This is a genomic window from Pseudomonas maioricensis (assembly GCF_022790535.1).
GTDB classification, from domain to species: Bacteria; Pseudomonadota; Gammaproteobacteria; order Pseudomonadales; family Pseudomonadaceae; genus Aquipseudomonas; species Aquipseudomonas maioricensis.
Genome location: NZ_LOHG01000010.1, coordinates 220037 through 240990 on the forward strand (window position 1 = coordinate 220037; position 20954 = coordinate 240990).

The 20954-nt window shown below is 58.9% G+C and carries 18 protein-coding genes and 1 pseudogene; 13 read left to right on the forward strand and 6 right to left on the reverse strand.

Annotation, left to right across the window (positions count from 1 at the left end; genetic code table 11):
• Window positions 1-28 precede the first annotated feature (28 nt).
• From AUC61_RS17305 to AUC61_RS17345, 9 genes are all read left to right on the forward strand, one after another.
• A complete protein-coding gene (locus tag AUC61_RS17305; RefSeq protein WP_243247414.1) occupies window positions 29-1594 on the forward strand; it encodes an ABC transporter substrate-binding protein in 1566 nt (521 codons plus the stop codon).
• Between the two features lie 71 nt (window positions 1595-1665).
• Window positions 1666-2184, forward strand: a complete 519-nt coding sequence (locus tag AUC61_RS17310; RefSeq protein ID WP_243247415.1) for a CMD domain-containing protein — start codon at window positions 1666-1668, stop codon at window positions 2182-2184.
• The gene (locus tag AUC61_RS17315; protein ID WP_243247416.1) at window positions 2184-2771 is read left to right on the forward strand and encodes a peroxidase-related enzyme; all 588 of its coding nucleotides are present in this window, start codon (window positions 2184-2186) and stop codon (window positions 2769-2771) included. The genes AUC61_RS17310 and AUC61_RS17315 overlap by 1 nt, the downstream gene beginning before the upstream one ends.
• A gap of 177 nt (window positions 2772-2948) precedes the next feature.
• Window positions 2949-3485, forward strand: a complete 537-nt coding sequence (locus AUC61_RS17320; protein WP_243247444.1) for a chalcone isomerase family protein — start codon at window positions 2949-2951, stop codon at window positions 3483-3485.
• A gap of 23 nt (window positions 3486-3508) precedes the next feature.
• On the forward strand, window positions 3509-4030 hold the full coding sequence (locus AUC61_RS17325; protein WP_243247417.1) for a DUF3833 domain-containing protein: 522 nt from the start codon (window positions 3509-3511) through the stop codon (window positions 4028-4030).
• 281 nt (window positions 4031-4311) lie between these two features.
• Complete coding sequence (locus AUC61_RS17330) at window positions 4312-5499, forward strand: MFS transporter (protein ID WP_243247418.1); 1188 nt, start codon at window positions 4312-4314, stop codon at window positions 5497-5499.
• A 179-nt stretch (window positions 5500-5678) separates the two neighbouring features.
• Window positions 5679-7343, forward strand: coding sequence for an FAD-dependent oxidoreductase (locus AUC61_RS17335; protein WP_243247419.1), 1665 nt, complete (start codon window positions 5679-5681; stop codon window positions 7341-7343).
• Between the two features lie 147 nt (window positions 7344-7490).
• The gene (locus AUC61_RS17340) at window positions 7491-9062 is read left to right on the forward strand and encodes a gamma-glutamyltransferase family protein (protein WP_243247420.1); all 1572 of its coding nucleotides are present in this window, start codon (window positions 7491-7493) and stop codon (window positions 9060-9062) included.
• Window positions 9063-9187: 125 nt separating this feature from the next.
• A complete protein-coding gene (locus AUC61_RS17345; protein WP_243247421.1) occupies window positions 9188-9880 on the forward strand; it encodes a GntR family transcriptional regulator in 693 nt (230 codons plus the stop codon).
• A 98-nt stretch (window positions 9881-9978) separates the two neighbouring features.
• Here the strand turns inward: AUC61_RS17345 and AUC61_RS17350 are convergent, their stop codons facing one another.
• Genes AUC61_RS17350 through AUC61_RS17365 form a run of 4 tightly spaced genes read right to left on the reverse strand, consistent with a single transcriptional unit; the run spans window position 9979 to window position 15818 of the window.
• Window positions 9979-11232, reverse strand: a complete 1254-nt coding sequence (locus AUC61_RS17350) for an amidohydrolase family protein (RefSeq protein WP_243247422.1) — start codon at window positions 11230-11232, stop codon at window positions 9979-9981.
• The gene (locus AUC61_RS17355; protein WP_243247423.1) at window positions 11229-13754 is read right to left on the reverse strand and encodes a branched-chain amino acid ABC transporter ATP-binding protein/permease; all 2526 of its coding nucleotides are present in this window, start codon (window positions 13752-13754) and stop codon (window positions 11229-11231) included. Before AUC61_RS17355 ends, AUC61_RS17350 begins: the two co-directional genes overlap by 4 nt.
• Complete coding sequence (locus AUC61_RS17360) at window positions 13751-14620, reverse strand: branched-chain amino acid ABC transporter permease (RefSeq protein WP_122663683.1); 870 nt, start codon at window positions 14618-14620, stop codon at window positions 13751-13753. Before AUC61_RS17360 ends, AUC61_RS17355 begins: the two co-directional genes overlap by 4 nt.
• Before the next feature lie 10 nt (window positions 14621-14630).
• Window positions 14631-15818 (reverse strand): ABC transporter substrate-binding protein, encoded by a 1188-nt coding sequence (locus AUC61_RS17365; RefSeq protein ID WP_243247424.1) that lies wholly within the window; start codon window positions 15816-15818, stop codon window positions 14631-14633.
• Between the two features lie 187 nt (window positions 15819-16005).
• On the opposite strand from AUC61_RS17365, the gene AUC61_RS17370 reads away from it, so the two are divergent.
• The 3 genes and pseudogenes from AUC61_RS17370 to AUC61_RS17380 all read left to right on the forward strand — a co-directional run bounded on the left by AUC61_RS17370 (window position 16006) and on the right by AUC61_RS17380 (window position 18545).
• Window positions 16006-16404, forward strand: coding sequence for a nuclear transport factor 2 family protein (locus tag AUC61_RS17370; protein ID WP_122663681.1), 399 nt, complete (start codon window positions 16006-16008; stop codon window positions 16402-16404).
• A gap of 361 nt (window positions 16405-16765) precedes the next feature.
• Window positions 16766-17932 (forward strand): annotated as a pseudogene (locus AUC61_RS17375) (pyridoxal phosphate-dependent aminotransferase); the annotation flags it as partial.
• Between the two features lie 25 nt (window positions 17933-17957).
• The gene (locus AUC61_RS17380) at window positions 17958-18545 is read left to right on the forward strand and encodes a flavin reductase family protein (protein ID WP_243247425.1); all 588 of its coding nucleotides are present in this window, start codon (window positions 17958-17960) and stop codon (window positions 18543-18545) included.
• 18 nt (window positions 18546-18563) lie between these two features.
• Here AUC61_RS17380 and AUC61_RS17385 read toward each other — a convergent pair whose 3' ends face one another.
• Both AUC61_RS17385 and epsC read right to left on the reverse strand, forming a co-directional pair.
• On the reverse strand, window positions 18564-19454 hold the full coding sequence (locus tag AUC61_RS17385; protein ID WP_243247426.1) for a VOC family protein: 891 nt from the start codon (window positions 19452-19454) through the stop codon (window positions 18564-18566).
• 2 nt (window positions 19455-19456) lie between these two features.
• A complete protein-coding gene (gene epsC / locus AUC61_RS17390; RefSeq protein ID WP_243247427.1) occupies window positions 19457-20233 on the reverse strand; it encodes a serine O-acetyltransferase EpsC in 777 nt (258 codons plus the stop codon).
• 218 nt (window positions 20234-20451) lie between these two features.
• On the opposite strand from epsC, the gene AUC61_RS17395 reads away from it, so the two are divergent.
• Window positions 20452-20937: a DUF3592 domain-containing protein gene (locus AUC61_RS17395; protein ID WP_243247428.1), complete on the forward strand. Its 486-nt coding sequence runs from the start codon at window positions 20452-20454 to the stop codon at window positions 20935-20937.
• Window positions 20938-20954 lie beyond the last annotated feature (17 nt).

Consider the following 20954-nt stretch of genomic DNA (forward strand, 5'->3'; position numbering starts at 1 on the left):
ATTGCCATTGCGTACAAGGAAACAACACATGAAACCTCTTGTTCGTTCACTGTTGGCCTCGGCTCTGATTCTGGCTGGCGGCAGTGCCTCGGCTGAGGCCCTGCGTATCGGTTACGCCGACCCGGTCTCGTCCCTCGATCCTCAACTGAACAACTACGCCGGTGACCGCTCGGTGGCGCTGCATGCCTTCGAATCGCTGGTCAATCGTCACGACGACAAGACCCTGCCGGGTCTGGCCAAAAGCTGGAAAGTGCTGAATGACAAGACCTGGGAGTTCAGCCTGCGCGATGACGTCAAATGGCAGGATGGCAAACCGCTGACCGCTGACGATTTCGTGTTCTCCTTTGAGCGTGCCCGCGCTGTGCCAGGCTCCGTAGCGTCTTACGCCGGTGCCATGCGTACCGTTGAGTCGATCCAGGCCAAGGATGATCACACCCTGATCATCAAGACCCGCACGCCTAACGCCAACCTGCTGCCGGACGTTGATTCGATCTACATCGTCAGCCGCCATGTCGGTGCAGGTGCTGCGAGCGCCGATTACAACTCCGGCAAAGCTATGGTCGGCACCGGGCCTTATCGTTTTGTCTCCTTTGTGCCAGGCGACCGCACGATTTTCGAGCGCAACAACGAGTACTGGGGCGAGAAGCCGCTGTGGGACAGCGTCGATTATCGTTACATCGCCAACGCCGCGAGCCGCACCGCAGCCTTGCTGGCGGGTGATGTGGACGTGATCGACAAGGTTTCGCCGACGGATGTGGCGCGCCTGCGTCAAAGCCCTAACGTGAAGGTTTACGCTTACTCCGGGCTGCGTGCGCTGATTGTTCAACCAAGCTTCCGCGAAGGCCCGAACGAGTTTATCCGCGATAACGCGGGCAAACCGCTGGAGCAAAACCCGTTGCGTGACGTGAAGGTGCGCAAGGCGTTGTCGCTGGCGATCAATCGTCAGGCGATTGTCGAGCGCATCATGCAAGGTACCGTGACCGAGGCCAACCAGTGGATGCCAGCCAATACCTTTGGCTACAACGCAGACCTGAAAAATATTCCGTACGACCCGAAACAGGCCAAGGAGCTGCTCAAAGAGGCGGGCTTCCCGGATGGCTTCCAGCTGACCGTGCACGTCCCGGGTGACCGCTACCCGCAAGCGCCGGAAACCATGCAGGCGGTGGCGCAGTTCTGGTCGCGTATCGGCGTCAAAGTACAGCTGGAAGTCCTGCCGTGGGCGGTTTACGCCGGTAAGGCGAACAAGAATGAACTGGCGATCAGCGTGATCGGCTGGGGTAACGGTACTGGTGAAGCGGCTTATGCGCTGACCAACATTCTGACCACCGTTGACAGCACCAAAGGTCTGGGCGCGTCCAACTGGGGGCACTACAGCAACCCGTTGGTAGACCAGGCGCTGACCAAAGCCACCGCCGAGTTCGACGAAGCCAAGCGTCGGGCCATTCTGGAAGAGTCCGCCAAGGTCGTGACTGACGACGTCGGCATCATCCCGCTGTTCCATTACCAGAACATTTGGGCTGCGCGCAAAGACCTGAAAGTTGAGCCTCTGGTCAGCGACCGTACCGCCGCCAGCATGGTTACCAAGCTGCCTTGAAGTCTTGACGCTCTGAGCCTGACGCCTTTGCGGGCGACAGGCATCAGCCCGATGCAATCAGAGGATTTGTGATGAATTCCACCGTTCAATCGCCGGATGTGCTGGATGATTTGCTGGGCCTGACGCCCGGCACGCATCTGCATCAGGTTCGTCATGCCCGTGACAAAGTGCTGGCCGCTACTCAGGGCAGCCACGCGCAGTTTTTCGACCCGCAGCTTGAGAATAATCTGTCCCTGAATGAGCGCCTGCTGGTGGCCTATTTCGCCAGCCTTCTGACGCCCAGCCCGTTGTTGGCCGATTACTATAAGGAGCAATTGCATGCACTGAGCGTAGATCCATTGCTGATCGCCGCAGTGGATTTCGCAGCCCTTGAACGCCTGACGGATCCTCGCTTGCAAGCCATTCTCGGTTTCACCCGCACCCTGATCGAACGCCCGGTGGAAGGTGATAAGCAGGCGTTACACGTGCTGCAACAAGCCGGATTGTCCACCGCAGAAATCGTCGTGCTGGCGCAGTTGATTGCTTATCTGTCTTATCAGGTCCGGCTGGCTGCCGGTCTTGCCGCATTGTCAGCCGCAGGAGCCGCATGATGAGTGAGCCGATCCGCATTAATGGTTTCACAAGCGAAGTACTGGGCTGGAAGGCCTGGCTGCCGACCATCAAGCTTGAGAACGCGACGCCTGCACAAGTGGCTGTGCTGGAGGAGAGTCATCCTCAGGCCAAGGTCTCCGATTACTACCTGACCCTGGCACACCAGCCTGAAGTGTTGCGCCAGCGATCGGCTGCATTCAACGCGATCATGTACGCTCCTGGCGGCTTGTCACGGGCTGAGCGCGAGCTGGCCAGTACGGTCGTTTCCCGGATCAATCAGTGTGTGTATTGCGCCTCGGTGCATGCCCAGCGTTTTGAGCAACTGGCCAAGCGCAACGACGTGATTGCCGAGATCTTCACGAACCCTGAAACAGCCGGGACTACCGACAGGGAAAAAGCCATCGTGCGTTTTTCCATCGACCTGACCCTTGATCCCTCGGCGCTGGGGGCTCAACACATTCAGCCACTGCGTGCGCAAGGCCTGGATGACGCGCAGATTCTGGACCTGATCCACGCGATCTCGATTTTCGCCTGGGCCAATCGTCTGATGCTCAACCTTGGCGAACCCGTCTACAAAGGCGAGTAGGCGCGGCTTTCCAGCCAATCGAGCGTTTGAATAAAAACCTCGATAAAAATTGTACAAACTCCTGTTAGTCGTATAGCTTTTAAGTCTGAAGGGTCAACATCCCGGTGTTGTTGTGGTCTTTGACCTTGCACCTGGATGCTGACCCTTTTTTGGTCTGGTTTTGAAGACCCGGACGGGATGCGTCGAATGGCACGGCTTTGGTTAGTGGTTTTTCTGCTGTTTAGTCAGGTGTTCGGTCAAGTGGCAAGTGCCTCGTGGCAAGAAGCGTTGCCCAATGCTCAGGTCATCGGCGGGGGCGATCTGCGCGTGTTCGGCTTCCGTGTCTATACCGCGCGATTGCTGAGTGTTGGCAAGCCTTTGAAGGCTGATCAGCCGTTTGCGCTGGAGCTGACCTATCACCGGACAATTTCCAGGGATGATCTGGTCGAAGCCAGCATTGTCGAGATCAAGCGCACTTCACCGAAGGCGGTCCCCGAGAAGCAGTTGGTCGCCTGGCGTGAGCAAATGGCCCAGGCGTTTGTCGATGTTGAAGAGGGCACGAAAATTACCGGGGTGTATTTCCCGGGCCGCGAAGCACGCTTTTACGTCGGTGACAAACTGCAGCACGTTGTACAGGATCCGCAGTTTGCAAAAGCGTTCTTTGATATCTGGCTAAGCCCGAAAACCCGCAACCCCGAGCTGCGTGAGCAACTGATGGGACGCACCGCCAAGTAATTTATTTTGTTGGGAGCAGCCACATGTTGAAGGCTTTGATCATCGCTGCATGTATCGGTTTGACTGCCTGCAGCGGCGTAGACGTGAAGCAATACAGTCAGGAGACCCCCAAGCTCGATTTGCGTGAGTATTTCACCGGTCGCGTTGTGGCGCAGGGCATCTTCCAGAAGCGCTCGGGAGAGGTCACCAAACGCATGGACGTTGTGATTAACGGCCGTAGCGAAGGCGAAGCGCTGATCCTGCACGAGGACTTCACCTACAGCGACGGTAAAAAAGAAACCCGGGTATGGACGCTTCGCCCTGATGGCCCTGGCCGCTGGAAGGGTACGGCTGGTGACGTTGACGGCGAAGCTTTCGGTGAAGTCTCCGGCAATGCCTTCCATTGGCGCTATGTGCTGAACCTCCCTGTGGATGGCACGACCTACAAAGTGCACTTCGATGACTGGATGTGGCTGCTCGACGACAAGACCCTGGCCAATCGCTCGTACATGAGCAAGCTGGGTGTGGAGTTGGGGCAGGTGACGTTTTTCTTTCGTAAGGAATAGTGGTCAATAGAAGAACTTGTAGGAGCTGCCGAAGGCTGCGAATGGCTGCGAGTCAGGATTAATGTCTCGCAGCCTTCGGCAGCTCCTACAGAACATATTCCAGCTCAGGCAGCTGTGATCAGTTGGATTCTGGTCCTGTGATGCGGCGCCGTCCCTGTTCTGTCTGTTATCTGAAATTTCTTGAAACCTTCTCTGCCGCTCCATCCCACCCCTCTGTAGTATGGCTACCCCGGCCTTTGATGCCGGGCGCATGACCATGAATTCCTCACCGGGTGCCTCGCATGACCGATTCTGTTTCAACCTCCAGCAGAGATTTCATTCTGGTGGCCTGCGCATTGCTGATCGTCATGGTTGGCACAACGTTACCGACGCCGCTGTATGTCTATTACCAACAGCAAATGGGTTTCGGTGAAACCTGGGTGACGCTGATCTTCTCGATCTATGCGGCCGGGGTTATTGCGGCGTTGCTGGCAGTCGGCAGTTGGTCGGATCAGGTAGGCCGTCGCCCCATGCTGTGTGCCGGTCTGGTCATGGGCGCGATCAGCGCAGTGATTTTCCTGTATTGCGATTCCATCGGCGGTCTGTTGATGGGGCGACTGTTTTCCGGTTTTTCTGCGGGCATCATGACCGGGACTGCGACCGTGGCCGTCATCGAACTGGCCCCCAAGTCCTGGAGTAAGCGGTCAACGCTTGTCGCGACGGCCGCCAATATGTTTGGCCTTGGGCTGGGGCCTTTGCTCGCGGGCCTGACTTCTCAGCATTTACCGCACCCTCTGCAATTGGTGTTCTGGCTGCATCTGGGTTTTCTGGCTATTGCACTGGTGGGCGTCATGGTCTCTCGTGAAACGGTCACGCGCCCTGCAGTGCCACGTCTGCGAGTCATGCGTCCCTCCATCCCTGCTGAAGTGCGCGGCCTGTTCATACCGGCGGCCATTGCCGGTCTGGCAGGTTTCAGCGTCGCAGGGCTGTTCACCAGCATGGTCCCGTCGATCATGCGTCAGGTCATGGAGCAGTCCAGCGGTATCGTCATCGGTGCGGTGGTTGGTTCGTTCTTCGCAGCTTCAGTAGTTGGCCAGGCGCTGCTGCAATGGCTGCCGTCCCGCCAGCATATGACCCTGGGCTGTGTCGCATTGATCATCGGCATGCTGACCCTGGGGTTGAGCATTGCCACCGAGCAAATCCTGCTGCTGATCATTGCCGGCATCACGGCAGGGATAGGGCAGGGCATGGTGTTCCGCGCAGGTATGGGCGCTGTGACCGCTGCCAGTCCTGCGCACCAGAAAGCCGCAGTCGCCTCGGCGTTGTTTGTGGTGCTGTATCTCTCCATGTCACTGCCGGTGATTGCCGTTGGCGTCAGCGTGCCAGTCTTTGGCTTGCGCCATGTGGGCGAGTTGTTCAGCGCTATTGTTGCGCTGATTGCTGTGGTTGCGATGTGGAGCATGAAAAGGGCGCAGGCTGTGGCGGCCTGACGGGACATGGAAAACAAAAAAAGCCTCGCGATGCGGGGCTTTTTGCCCTGCGCAGGTTGAGTCAGGCGTGTCAGTTCGTCGGGCGCAGCACAAACCTGCTATCCGCCCGGGTAAACAAAGGACTAACAAGAAGGCCAGGACTTTCACATGCGCGCGGCACGGCCGCCCAAGGACTAGCCATGAGCTTGCTTGATACCCGTCGCCCGCAAATGTTCCCTGTTTTCACTCCCGCCCAGATCGAGCTTGCCCGGCGCTTTGCCAATGGTCCGGCGCAGCACTTCGAACCGGGAGCGACCATGTTCAACGTAGGCGAACGCGGGATTGCCATCTGGCTGGTGCTTGAAGGTACGGTGGACTTGATTCGGCGTGACGGGCTGGGTCGTGAGGCGGTTATCACTCAGGGGGGGCCGGGGGAGATCACCGGCGAGTCGGGCCTTTTAGGGGATCGTGCTTCGCTGGTGGAAGGTCGTGCCGGGCTGGACGGCTGTATGGCGCTGCCTTACGACGTCGCGCACATACGGGCGTTGATCATCGGCTCGGCAGAGTTGGGTGAAATGGTCATGCGTGCGTTCATTTTGCGTCGGGTCGGGATGATCCAGTCTGACCGGGTCGGTTCGATTCTGGTGGGCCATTCCGGAGAGGGGCGGCTGGCCGGATTGCAGGGTTTTCTGACTCGCAATGGTTACCCGAATACGGTGCTCGACATCTCCTCGGACGATGAAGAAACAAAGCTGCTGATTGCTCGTCTGGGTGTTGCCGAGGCCGACCTGCCGCTGATGATCTGTCCCAACGGCACCGTTCTGAAAAATCCCGATAACGCCGAGGCTGCGGTTTGCCTGGGGATTACCCCGCAGCTGGACCCTGATGTGATCTACGACATCGCTGTCGTGGGGGCCGGGCCTGCGGGATTGGCCACTGCGGTGTATGCCGCCTCAGAAGGTTTGTCGGTGCTGGTGCTGGATCAGCGGGCGTATGGCGGTCAGGCCGGCGCTTCGGCGCGGATTGAAAACTATCTGGGGTTCCCGACCGGGATTTCCGGCCAGGCACTGGCCGGTCGCGCGTTCACCCAGGCGCAGAAATTCGGCGCGAAGATGGCCATCCCGTTGCAGGTTGCCCATCTGGATTGCTCGGTGCCCGACCTGCCGCGTGTCGAACTGACGACGGGCGCAAGTATCCATGCAAAGGCGGTGGTGATTGCATCCGGTGCGCGTTATCGCAAGTTACCCGTGGCCAATATTGATGTATTCGAGGGCAAGGGCGTTTCGTACTGGGCGTCACCCATAGAAGCGAAGATCTGTCAGGGAGCGGAAGTTGCTCTGGTGGGCGCGGGAAACTCCGCAGGGCAGGCAGTGGCGTTTCTGGCTCCGCAGGTCAAGCGTTTGCACCTGGTGGTGCGCGGCGCAGGGCTGGAAGCGGCGATGTCTCAGTACCTGATCGAGCGCATTGCCTCGTTACCCAATGTGGTGATCCATACCCGTACTGAAATCGTTGAGCTACAAGGTGATGAGGTCAGCGGCCTGCAAAGCGCTGTATTCCAGAATCGCGACACATTGCAACGCGACACGCGCCCATTGCGGCATCTGTTTCTGTTCATTGGCGCCGATCCCAATACCGACTGGTTGCGTGATTGCGTGGATACCGACGCTAAAGGCTTTGTCATCACTGGCCGCTCGGTGTGCAGTGTCGCGGTGGACGACTGGATTCCTTTGCCGCTGGAGACCAACCGCAAGGGTGTCTTTGCCATCGGCGATGTGCGGGCGCAGTCGACCAAACGGGTGGCTGCCGCAGTAGGCGAGGGCGCGGCAGTGGTCGCGCAGATATTTGAGGCAATGAAGCGGGTGTGACGCTCGGTCATTCCTGCAAGAAGACTGATTCAATCAGTGGATTCGCATGATGTTCGGCATTTGCTACAAATAGGGCGAGAGGCACATATCTTGCTCTGCTAACAATAAAACTATTGATAGCTAGCAAAAAATAGAGAGCCTTTGATCATGATCGCTACCTCCACTCGCGCCGTCATCTGCACACCTCATACCGAAGCCAGTGCCGCCGGCCTGCGTATTCTCGACGCAGGAGGTACGGCCATCGATGCGATGCTGGCCGCCAGCGCCATGCTTGCGGCGGTTTTTCCGCACATGACCGGGTTAGGCGGCGATGCCCTGTGGATGATCCATGACAGCAAGGTACGCACCATCGTGGGGATTGGTCACGCCGGTCAGCGCTTGCCTGAGGGTGGAAAAATCACCGTCCGCGGGCCTGCTTCGGTTGCTAGCACCGCGGGTGCGTTGGCCAGTTGGCAGACCGCAGCGAACATCAGTCGTCTTGAGTGGGGCTCCAGGCTGGGTTGGGGGGACTTGCTGGAAGACGCCGCTGTGATGGCCGATCGTGGTGCGCCGGTGTCCCAGTCGCAATTGTTCTGGCAGACGATGCGTCAGCCGCTGATCGAGCAATTGCCTGACCTGCATCGGCTGTGCAAGACCGACGGGCGCTGGCTGGGCGAGGGCGACACGCTGCGTCAGCCCGAGCTGGCCAATACGTTGCGGCATCTGGCCAGGCACGGCGTTGAGGATTTCTATCGTGGCGAGTTGGCCGAGGCATTCGGTGCGGCGTTTGACCAGCTCGGTTGTGGCCTGACCGCAGCCGATCTGGCGGCTACTCGTGCGCTTGAAGTCGCGCCGATTTCGGCGCGTTATCGTCAGGGTCGACTCTACAACGTGGCGCCGCCGTGTCAGGGTCTGTATACCTTGCAGGCAATGGCCGCGCTGCAACACAAGTCATTGGCGCAAGTCGATAACGGCAGCGCGCAGTACTACCACTACCTGGTGGAAGCCATTAAGCAGGGGTTGCTGCGGCGTAATGCGCAGTTGTGCGATCCGCTGAGGTCAGCGTGGGATTTCGCTGCCAGCCTGGAGGATGAGCAAATCAAGGCTTATGCCGATGCCATCGACGATCAGCGAGCTGCGCCCTGGAATGAACCGGGTCGACCTGCCGATACTGTCTGGATGGCGGCCACCGATGCCCAAGGTCGAACCGCGTGCCTGATCCAGAGCCTGTTTCACGATTTCGGTTCGGGCTGCATCCTGGGTGATACCGGCGTGCTGTGGCAGAACCGTGCTGCGGGTTTCAATGCCGATCCTGCTCACGTTAATGGCTGGGCTCCCGGCAAGCGGCCTGCGCATACCTTGAATCCGTCCTGCTATCTGGCCGATGACGGCCGTCGCTGGTTCTTCGGCACCCAGGGTGGCGATGGCCAGCCACAGACGCAGATGGTGCTGGCTACGCAACTGGTGGACTATCAGCGGCCGATTGATGTAGCGCTGGAAACCCCGCGCTTTTTGCTGGGCCGCAGTTTCTTCGACAGCACCGATAACCTCAAACTTGAAGGTGACATGAGCGCCGCGACCCTCGAAGGGCTGGCTGCCATGGGGCATGAGGTGGAAATCATTCCCGCACGCAGCCCCATGACCGGGCATGCTGGAATCATCGCCATCGATGCCGACGAGCGTCGCAGCGCCATGCATGATCCTCGCGGCGAAGGTCTCGCACTGGGGCAACCGAACTGATCGAAAAAGCCTTTGTACAGGGGGTTTGCCGGTGCCGGACGGCTGGCGGATAATGCCGCCGATTGTCCGCTGTGCGCAGTTCGTTTGCGCGGCGGCACCTGGCTTTACGGAAAATAGAGGAAAGAATGGGCTTGAGCACTGTCACTGCCAAACAGCTTGAGGTACAGCGCATCGCCGATGCGCTGTTCAAGGCTATCGCCCAACATCGTTTGCCGCCCGGCACGCGACTGATCGAAGCGCAAATCGTCGAAACCCTGCAAGCCAATCGTAACCATGTGCAGGTGGCCTTGCAGCGCCTGGCAATGCAGAAAGTGGTGACCATCGAGGCCAATCGCGGGGCCATGGTTGCGCAGCCTACCGCCAAGGAAGCCCGGGATATTTTCAGCGCCCGGCGTGCCATTGAGCGGGCAATCGTCGAAGGCATTACCCCTGCGGTCATGCGCAAACAGCGCCAGCGTATTGCGACGCACATGAACAATGAGCGCAAAGCCACCAGCGATACTGATCGTCGGGCCATCGTGCGTGAGCTGAGCGAGTTTCATTTGATGCTCGGCCAGATCAGTGGCAACACCGTACTCAGTGACATCCTTGCCAATCTGATGGTGCGCAGTTCGCTGATTGTCGCGTTGTATCAGCGTAATGACGTGCCGTCCTGCGCGTCGGACGAGCATCAGGAGATCATTACGGCACTGGAGAACGGCAACAACGAACGTGCCGTTGCGGTGATGCTTGAGCACCTGGATGAGCTGGAAGCGCAGCTTGCCCTTGAAGAAAGCGCGCCGGAAGAGTTCAACCTGCGGCAGGCGTTGAGTGATTGAGAACCAGCAGCATTGCTGAAATAGATTTTTCTGTAGGAGCTGCCGAAGGCTGCGAAGCATTCATCCTGACACGATGCCATCGCAGCCTTCGGCAGCTCCTACAGGTCCAGGCAAGTTGCAGATATCGACTCAGGCTTCAGTAATACCCCAACCGGGCGGTTGAAGGTTTGTCTCCCTGCCTTGAACCCCATCAACGGCGCGCTTATTTCGGCGACTACTGCAGCAGGCGAAGGTGCGTCGAAGACGATGAAGTCGGCGCGGCAACCGGGCAGCAGACCGTAGTCGGGCAAGCGCAGCATTCGCGCGGATTCGCTGGATACCCACGCCAGGCATTGCAGCAATTGCGGCACCGTCCCCATCTGACTGACGTTGGCGAACAGGTTGGCCTGCCGGATCAGCGACGCATCGCCATAGGGCGTAAACGGGTTGCCGATGTTGTTGGTAGACACTGAGCAGATCACGCCGCAGGCGTGTAGATGTTCCAGCGGAGCCAGCCCGCGAGGCTTGTTGTGGAATGACTCGCGGCCCATCAGAAACAGATCGGTAGACGGCAGGCAGGTCACCTGTACACCGACTTTCGCCAGATGAAGGCCCAGCACGGTCATTTGCTCTTTGGGTAACGTCGACAGCTTGGTCACATGGCCGATTGTCACACGTCCCGACCAGCCATGCAGTTGTGTGCAGCGCGCCACCTCCATGACCGTCATGCCTTCCGGGTTCAGGTCGAAGTCCAGATGCAGGTCCAGGTCACAGTCGTATTTCACGGCCAGTTCGAAGAGGCGCTGTATCTGTCCGTTCGGATCGCTGTCCATGTAAGGGCAGCCACCGAGAACCGTTGCGCCGTTTTCCAGCGCCTGACACAGCAGTGCTTCGGTGCCCGGATTGTTCAGCAAGCCTTCCTGGGGGAACACGCAGATTTCCAGACTGATCGCCCAGGCATAATCCGCCTGCAAGCGGCGAATGGCGTTGAAACCAGTCAGGCCGATCTGCGGGTCAAGTTCCACATGGGTACGCATGTGGGTCGTGCCCTGAAGAATGGCTTTATCGAGCACCAGCGCGCCGCGGCGATAGACATCTTCTTCGGTGAATTCAGCTTTGGCCGCGCGGGTCTGCGCCACCGCCTCCGCGAGAGTGCCTTCATGCAGATGACAACGCTGCATGATGCAGGCCTTGTCCAGATGGATGTGGGTCTCGATCAGCCCCGGCAACAGTAATCGGCCCTCAAGATCCAGAGTCTGCCGGTTGACTGCCGCCTCGCTGAAGCGCTCGACGAAATAGCCGTCTTCCACGTACAGCACGCCTTGCGCATCGCCGTCGCCGAGTCGGGCATTGATGATTTTCAGGGCGGTCATACGCTCATTCCTTGAATGCTGTTGGCATTTTCGCTGCTGGCGCTTTCACCCAGATAAGCCGCCGCCAGTTCTTTATCGTCGCGTAACTCGGCGGCACTGGCAGATTTCACAATGCAACCGGTTTCCAGCACGTAGGCGCGGTCAGCGACTTGCAAGGCAAGGTTGGCCATTTGATCCACCAGCAAAATCGTCACGCCTTCGTCGCGAAGCGCTGCCAGCGCGTCGTAAAGTTCGCCGATCATGGCGGGAGAGAGGCCTAGCGACGGTTCATCCAGCAACAGGATTTTCGGTTTGGCCATCAGGCCGCGACCTACCGCGACCATCTGTTGCTCGCCACCTGAGAGCATGCCCGCCGGGTTATCGATACGGTCGCGCAGGCGCGGGAAGCGCTTGAGGATCGCCTCGATTTCAGCCTCGGCATCAAAGGCTTCGCGTCGTGAGTAACTGCCCAGTAACAGGTTGTCGCGCACGCTCAGGTACGGGAACACCTGACGGCCTTCCGGTACCAATGCCAGACCTTTGCCTGCGATGGTGCTGGCGCTGGCCTGGTCGATGCTTTCGTTGTCCAGCAGGATGCTGCCATCGGTTGCGCGATGCAGGCCCGCGAGACATTGCAGGATGCTGGATTTGCCCGCCCCGTTGGCACCCAGAATCGCCACCAGCTCGCCGGGATTAACCAGTAAATTGACTTTGTTGACCACTGCTGCGGCGCCGTAGTCAATGACCAGATCCTTGACGTAAAGCCGCGCATCGCGACTTCCATCCCAGGCTTGATCGCGTGGCGTTGCCTGATAATCGGTGCCGCCCAGATACGCGGCGATCACCTGCTGATTCTGGCGAATTTCGGCAGGAGGCCCCGACGCGATGGGCTTGCCCGCATCCAGCACCAGCAAGTGCTCAGACACTGACATCACCAGCGACATGTCGTGCTCGACGAGGATTACCGTCAGGCCGAAGTCCGCCAGCTTGCGCAGCAGCACGGCCAGATCGTCAGTGTCGCGGCGGCTCAGGCCGGCAGCCGGTTCATCCAGCAGCAATACCGCAGGCGCGGTGGCCAGCGCCCGTGCGATTTCCACCAGTCTCCGGTCAACGTGGGGCAGGTCTTCGGCGGCGATATTCACTTCCCCGCGGTAACCCACCAGAGCCAACAGGTCCAGCGCGAGGCTGCGTTGCCCGGAGGTCGACAGGTTGAAAGGCAGGCCGAGGCGACCTTTCTGCATCGCCACCAAGAGGTTATCCAGCACCGACATCTCGCCGAATAACAGCGTGGTCTGATAGGTCCGGGCGATACCGGCACGGGCGCTTTTCCACGCAGGCAGGCCAGCCAATGGCTGTTGCAGTTCTATCTGACCGCTGTCCGGGGCATAGAACCCGCTGATCATGTTCAGCACCGTGGTTTTACCCGCGCCATTGGGGCCGATGATGCTGGTGATACTTCCGGCAGGTGCATGCAGGCTGACGTGTTGCGCCGCCTGCACACCGCCGAAGCGAATACCGATATCGGTCACCCGCAAACCGGTGGACGGGCCACGGCTTTGCAGGTGCTCGGCGATACGTTGGGTGTTGATCGTGGTGGGAGGCAACAAGCGGGTCGGCTTGATCCAGCGACGGGCGAGGGCGCCCAGCAAACCGTTCGGCGCGACCCACAGCACCAGCAGCAACAGCACCGAGAAAATCAGCAGGCGGTATTCGGCGAAGTCCGACAGCAACTCCGGCACCAGTACAATCAGTAATGCACCGATCAGCGGCCCGAACAGCATGCCACTGCCGCCGACAATCACCGCCAGCACAAACAGGATCGACTGCGAAAACGGAAAGGATTCAGGGTTGATAAACATCAGCAGGGGCGCAAGCAGACCGCCTGCCAGGCCGGTCAATGCCGCTGACAGGGCGAACGCCAGGGTTTTGCTCAAGACCGGATTGAAGCCCAGCGAGCGCGCGGCAATTTCAGACGCCTTCACGGCGCGCATGGCTTTGCCCCAGGTGCTGTGGCTCAAGCGCTGATAGAAGAGCAATGCGCCGATCATCAGCGCACCCGCCAGCAGCGCGAGCAGAATAGCCGGATCAAGGCCTGCAAATTCAGGCAGTGGAATCCCCATCAGGCCATTCGAACCACCGGTTACGTCACGCCATTCAATGAGGCTGTGATGCACCACGAAAGCGAACGCAATGGTAATCATCGCCAGATAAGGGCCGCTGACCCGCAACGCAGGAATGGCCAGCAATGCGCCGATCAGGCCACAGACAATGCCCGCCAGCGGCAACGCCAGCCATAGCGGCCAGCCCGCCATGGTCAGCAGTGCCGATACGTAAGCGCCAATGGCGTAAAACGCGATATGGCCAAACGAGATTTGCCCACTCAAACCAATCAGGATATTCAGGCCGACACCGACTACGGCCGCCAGGGCGCAAAGGGTGAAGACCAGCAGGGAATAGCTGTCCAGCGTGAAGGCCATGAAGCCGCACGCGACTGCGAGCAAGCCGATGAAAACCGGAGCTGCGAGGGTTTTGATGTCTTTCATACTTTCACCAGAGCCTTGCTGCCGAACAGACCGTTGGGACGAATCGCCAAGGCGAGAATGACCAGCGCAAAGGTGAATATCTGGGTGAAGGCCGAGCCGAAATACAGGGTGATCAACGCTTCAGCCAGACCGAACAGCAGCCCGGCCGCGAACACGCCCCCGGCACTGGTGATGCCGCCCAGAATCGCCACCGCAAAAGCCTTCAGGCCAAACAGCATGCCCATCTCGGCGTTGACGCTGAACAGCGGCGCAATCAACAAGCCCGCCACGGCCGCGAACACCGTGGAAATAGCAAAAGCGATCGCCACCACCCGATTGACGTTGATGCCCATCAGCATCGCCGCACGCGGGTTTTGCACGCAGGCTTCAAGCACCTTGCCCAGCCGTGTGTAGCGCCGGACCAGATACAAGGCCAGGGCAATTGCTGCGCCGACCAGCGGAATCAATAACTGCAGCGCGCCAACGCTGCTGCCAAACAGCTCGACGTTGAGGTTGACCAGGTTGCTCTCGAACTGGCGAGGCTCCTTGCCGAATGTGAACAGCGCCAGATTGTCCACCAGAATGCCGCCTGCCACCGTCGCCATCAGCCAGGCTTGTGACCCCCGGCTGTGGAATGGCCGCACCAGCCAGCGCTCGATCACCAGGCCGTAAAGCGCGCAGAGGATCAGCGTCAGAGGCAAGGCCAGCCATAGCGACCAGCCCCAGTTGATGCAAAAGGTGTAGCCCAGCACCGCGCCGACCATCATGGCGCTGCCTTGGGCAAAGTTGACGGTGCGCGAAACGATGTAGGTCAGGTGAAAACCTAACGCCAGTAGCGCGTACATGCTGCCCAGGCCGAGGCCGGTGACAATGGCGGCGGTGAACATGGCGACTCCTTTAAGGCTTCAACGGTACGATCTGGTCGTTGACGAAGTGCGTGAACAGATAGTCGTCCGGCCCCAGCGCATCGTGTTTCTGCGCGGTGAACGGCTGTTTGTAATGTTTGATCAAACCGTCGTATTCACTGATGGCGTAGAAACCGTCGCGGACCGCTTTGCCGTCGGTACTGCCAGCTTTCTCGATGGCCAGTGCGGCCAGATGCAGCGCGTCGTAGGCGTTGGCGATACCCACGGCAGGCGTAACGTCAGCCAGGGTCTTGATTTGCGGATAAGTGCTTTTCAGCGCGCTCAGCAGGGCATCGCCCTTGGCGCTGTTGTGTTCGGTGAACACGTAGGTCTGAATGAAGTGCACGCGGGAAGCATTCGGCCCGGCCAGCTCACCGAAACGACCGCCCGCCGGACCCCAGTGGGACACAACCGGTACATCCCAGCCCATGCGATCCAGGGATTTGACGACCTGTGCCGAAGGGCCGACGTTGCCCACCATCAGCAGGGTGTCAGCTCCAGCGTTTTTCAGACGGGTCAGCTGCGGTACGACGTCGAGGTCGCTGTCCTGAATGCGTTCAACCCCGGCGTTGGCCATGCCGCGTTTTTCCAGCGCACGTTTAAAGCCGGCTTCGTTGGACTCACCCCACGGGTTGTTGATCAGGATCATTCCCGGCTTTTTCATGCCGTTATCGACGCCGTATTTCACCAGCGCTTCGTCCACCAGTTCGTCGACTGCCGAAACCCGGAACACGTAGTTATCAGCAGCGCCGTTCTCGGTGATTTTGGTACCCGCTGCCCAGATGCCCATGAACGGCACCTTCATCTGATTGGCCAGCGGCACAATGGCCAGAGACACCGGTGTATCCAGGCCGCCAAACAACACGGTGACCTTTTCCCGCTGGACCAGCTCGCGAGCGGCCAGCATGCCCTTGGACGGGTTGCTTTCATCGTCGCGGCGCACCAGCTCCAGTTGACGTCCGAGTACGCCACCCTTGGCGTTGACTTCATTGATGGCCATGGTCAGGCCGCGGGTCAGGGCTTCGCCGGATTTGGCTGACTGCCCTGACAGGGCTGCCACCAGTCCGACTTTGATCGGCGGCTCAGCGGCTTGCGCGCCACCGAACATAGCCATGTTGAGCGTGACTGCCGCAGCCACGGGAAACAGCAGACGTTGCAGGTTTGGAAGCCGGATGGCCATAGTGTGTTCTCCTGATTGCTAGCAGTTGCATATTTATTGCTAGCAAGTAGGATGCCAGTCGTAACGGCCCGCAAAACGTTGGTTTTTTCAAGAGATCTTCAACGATTGCGCGCCAAATTAAAGCGGCATGCACCATGGGGATGCGTGATGGCAATTTTAACCAAGTCCAAGGGCGGGAGATAAAGCGATGTCGGAAGTTAATAAAGATGTACAGATTGTTAGCAATTTTCTGGAAGCGTCCATGGCGCCGGATCCGGTTCGGGCCGCAACGTTCATGAGTGAGGACGTGAAGATCACCTTCACAGGGGGCCGCGTGATGCCCACCCCGCAGGACATCACCGCGTTCAATGGCTCGCGCTACGCCTGGGTCAAAAAGGCGTTGGGCAACTTCGACTGGATGGATCGCGGTGATCATACCGTGGTGTATTCCAACGGCACGCTTTACGGCGAATGGCCGGACGGTCGTAGTTTTTCGGGCAATCGCTATCTGGATCGCTTCGAGGTCCGCAACGGCAAGATCACTCATATGGACGTCTGGAATGACAGCGCCGAGTGGTTGCTGGTGCCGGAGATTGCCAAGGCTTGACTGGCTGCTGGATTGATCCGCCGTTTCAGAGTTGAAATGCTTTCCCGTGGGTGTCATGACTGGGACTGGCTTGGCTCACCGCGAAACCTGTGGGACCGAATTTATTCGGGAAGGCGGCATTCCAGACGATACACAGGCTGCGGATGTACTAACCCCTTCGCGAATGAATTCGCTCCCACGGGAATTGTGTTTGCAGGCCAGCTTAGAGTCTCCCCACAGGTCCAGCGTCTGGCTGAAGTCAAAAACTCATGGGCTGACGCCACATACCGCACATGGCCCGTGCTTCCATCCACACTGGCCTTTGTGAAGAGCGTCGCGGTAAGGTGGTGGTTTCTTCACTCGCACTCAGAGAGGCCGTGGTATGCGCTTTTCCCCCTTTGTCGAACGGATAGCCGGGCAGGGCGTTGCCGCCTGGGATATTCACTTCGCTGCCTGGCAAGCCCAGCGTAATGGGGAGGATGTGATCATTCTCAGTGTCGGTGACCCTGATTTCGCGACCCCGGACTTCATTACCGAGGCAGCCGTCGGCGCACTGCACGCCGGGGACACCCATTACACCGATATCGCTGGCCGTCCTGCATTGCGTGAGGCCATTGCCGAGCGCTATTCCAATCGTCTTGGACGGTCTGTACAGGCGGAAAACGTGATCACGTTGGCCGGTGCGCAAAATGCTTTGTTTGTAAGCGCCATGTGCTTGTTGCAAGCGGGTGACGAAGTCATTGTCCTTGACCCGATGTACGTCACTTATGAGGCAACCCTCAAGGCAAGTGGGGCAACGCCGGTGCGTGTCAAGTGTGAGGCCGATGCTGGTTTTCGCCCGGATATCGCTCGTCTCAAGGCGGCTATTACCCCACGTACTCGCGCTATTTTTTTCTCCAATCCCAATAATCCAACCGGCGTTGTGCTCACTGCCGAAGAGCTGCAGGGCATTGCCGAGGTGGCCATCGCCCATGATCTATGGGTCGTCGTCGACGAAGTTTACGAAAGCCTCTGCTACGAGCGTGAACACACCAGTCTGGCCAGTTTGCCGGGCATGGCTGAGCGCTGCGTGATTGTTGGCAGCTTGTCCAAATCCCATGCAATGACCGGCTGGCGATTTGGCTGGATCATCGCCGACCCGCAGTTAGTGAGCCACGCGGAAAATCTTTCGTTGAGCATGCTTTACGGCTTGCCCGGTTTCGTCATGGCGGGGGCGCTGGCAGCGGTGCTTGCCCACGAAGAAGTAACGGTGGGCATGCGCGATATTTATCAACGCAGACGCGATCTGGTGGTCAACGGTTTGAGTGAGTGCCCCGGTATCGAGGTGCGCAGCCCCGACGCCGGCATGTTCGTCCTGCTGGACGTGCGTGGTACGGGCCTGAGCTCGCTGGACTTTGCCTGGCGCCTGTTCCGCGAGGCGGGTGTGTCGGTGCTGGACGCCGCCGCATTCGGGGAGCCCGCGCAGGGTTTTGTGCGGTTGTCGTTCACCGTAAGCGATGAGCAACTGGCCCGCGCTTGTGTGCGAATCAAGTCGTTCGTGACGACGCTCGACAAGTTTTGAATAAGGTATTTCCGTGAACGAATTTATTGCCCCTGTTGACCCGGCCAAGGCCTACCGCTTGCTCAATCACGGCCCGACAGTGCTTGTCTCTGCCAGGCACGAAGGGGTCGACAACGTCATGGCGGCCGCTTGGGCCTGTGCGCTGGATTTCATGCCTGCCAAGCTCACCGTGGTCCTCGACAAAATTGCCAAAACCCGTGAGCTGGTTGAGAAGAGCGGGCTGTTCGTGATTCAGGTGCCGACGGCCGCGCAATTGCGACTGACCCATGAAGTGGGCACGCGAAGCTTGTTCGATGAGGCGGACAAACTTCAGCGCTCCGGTGTGGAACTGTTCGATGTTCCCGGCCATGATCAGCCATTTGTGGCTGGATGCTCTGCCTGGCTGGCGTGTCGCCTGATCCCCGAACCGCACAATCAGTCGAGTTACGACTTGTTCATCGGTGAAGTCGTTGGGGCATGGGCCGACACGCGTGTGTTCAAGGACGGGCACTGGCATTTCGAAAGTGCCGATCCCGCGTGGCGCAGCTTGCACTACATCGCGGGCGGGCATTTTTATGCAATTGGCGAGGCGCTGGACGTTCCGGGTAGCGAAGACGCCTGAGGGCTGCTTACACGGCCCTCAACGTGTCTGAACCAGCTCCAGAATCACGTTTCCGGCGGCCGATGGCTCAATCAGCAGGCGTGTTGAGTCAGCATGATGGGGCACCTGATTGCTCTCGATAATCGCCCGCGCGGCGTGCAGATTTTTGCTATTGATCCGCAGGGCAATCGCGTGGGGTCGCTCGTTCGCGGCTTCAGGCAGGTTGACCCCGGCAAACTCGGTTTTAGCCGTGCTCAGCGACATGGCGCGCAATACGCCACAGCCGGTGTCAGCCTCCAGCACATCGCCGTTGTAGCGCACGGCATCGCCATACAGTGCCTTCCAGCGGGGCTCCAGTTGCGCAGGGTCTGCGAGGTAAGTCACTGCAAGGATGCCATCGGCACCGTTGGGATGATTTTGCCATTCCGGTACCCAGATCAATTCCGGGCGGTGTTGATGGCAGATGAAGTTGGACACGTCAGGATGCTTTTCGTCCATGAACAGCCCTAGGGACACTACGGCTTCATCCGGGCTGCCGTCGGGCAAGGTCATCTTGCGTCGGAAGTCGATGCGACCCTGGCTCGCCAGACCCGCTTTTGTCAGCCGTGAGTAGTCGGCATCTGCGTCCTTGCTGTGCAGCGCCACCAGCGAAACACCTTCTTCGCCGCGATCAATAAACGTGCCCAACTGGCGACCGAAGCAGAAGCCGTTCACCGAATTGGTACCAAATTTCGAGGCGTCATCCACGGCGATGATCTCGATAAAGTTGCTCGGGAACATTACTAACGTGGTGACAGTGCCCCATGGGTGATAACTGACGGGCGAGGGGGCAAAACCCATCTTGCGGTACAGCTCCAGGGCTTGCGGGTGATTGCGTACGGTAACCAGCGGGTGGTCAATGCCCTGTGGGGATTGAGCGGCTGCGGCCATGATCATTGCTCCCGTTCGGTGATGGTTTTCGAGGTCAGGGTCGCCAGCGAATGCGGTGCGCTACCGACGATTTTCGCCGGTGTGCCCGCGACTACTGCGCCCGCGGGTACCGGCTTGAGCACCACGGCATTGGCAGCCACGATGGCCTTGGCGCCGACTTCTATGTTGCCCAGTACGGTGGCACCCGCACAGAGCAATGCGCCTCGGCGGATCTTGGGATGACGGTCGCCAACTTCCGCGAGCGTGCTGCCCAGTGTTACGCCATGCCAGAGGCTGACTTCGTCTTCAACCACAGCAGTCTCGCCAATGACCAGGCCGATGCCGTGATCCACGAACAGCGCTTTGCCTAATCTGGCCGCCGGGTGAATATCAATGCTCCAGGTGTTGGCTGCCCAGTTCTGGACCAGCACTGCGCTCTGGATATCACCTTCATTCCACAAGGCGTGGCCGATACGATAGGCCTGCACCGCCTGGATACCCCGGAAAGTCAGAAATGCGGTCAGGTGATCGGGGCAGGCCGGATTGACGATCACCAGATGATTGATGTCTGCCGCTGCGGCTGATGCGATATCGGGATGGGCGCGAATGATGTCGGTGAACCAGTTCGTCAGGTCGGCATTGTTGGCCTGGCCTTTGAGCTGCCGGGCAAGATTCGCTGCCAGCGCTGTTTCGAAGGAGGGCTGCGACACAATCCCTTGCTGCACATATTGGCTCAATACGGGATTGCGATCAGCCAACTGTCGGGCTTGATCCTGCAGGCGCTGCCAAAGGGAATCCATGACCTTCTCCTTTTTGGGGTCGACCGAGTATGGGCAGGCACAGGGGGCGCTATCAATCCTCATGGGGTGATAGCTCTGTTGCTTTTTTCGCAACGCAGAAGGGCCGGGCTCTCGTCAGATGCCTGCTGCATTGATGGCTTTTTGACACGGATTCTGCCCGCTGTTACGGTGCCGTCCGCTGTCTGACCCATCACTGTTTCTATACGAAGGACCGTTAAATGTATTACCCGCGTGAGGCTGAAAAAGACCATCTCTACAATCGGGTCATTCTGTTGATCATCGCTTGTTGCGTGATGTTGGTGCTCGCCGCCATGGCGCGAAGCAGCGGTTTGATTTACGGCGCGATCAAGACAGGCGCGGTTGAAGTCAACGCGACCGTGACGCAAGTGGAGGACATTTCGAGAACCTCCGACATGAAGCTGATCCACTACCGGTACGTCGATCAGAACGAGCAAACCCATGATGACGCTTACGTTCGTGACTGGCCCGAGAAGAGCGAATCGTATGAGGTGGGGCAGACGGTGCCGGTTCTGTACTCGCGCTGGTTCCCGTCGAAAAACTCTTTTTCAGGCAAGCTCAACAGTCATAGGCCTGGTTTTTTCATCATGACTGGCTGCTTATCGCTAGCGTTGCTGACGCTATTGATCTCGCTGTGGACGATCAGACGCATCGGAATTTTGAAGGCTGAAGACCGTTATTACTGACACTGCGGTCTGCTGTC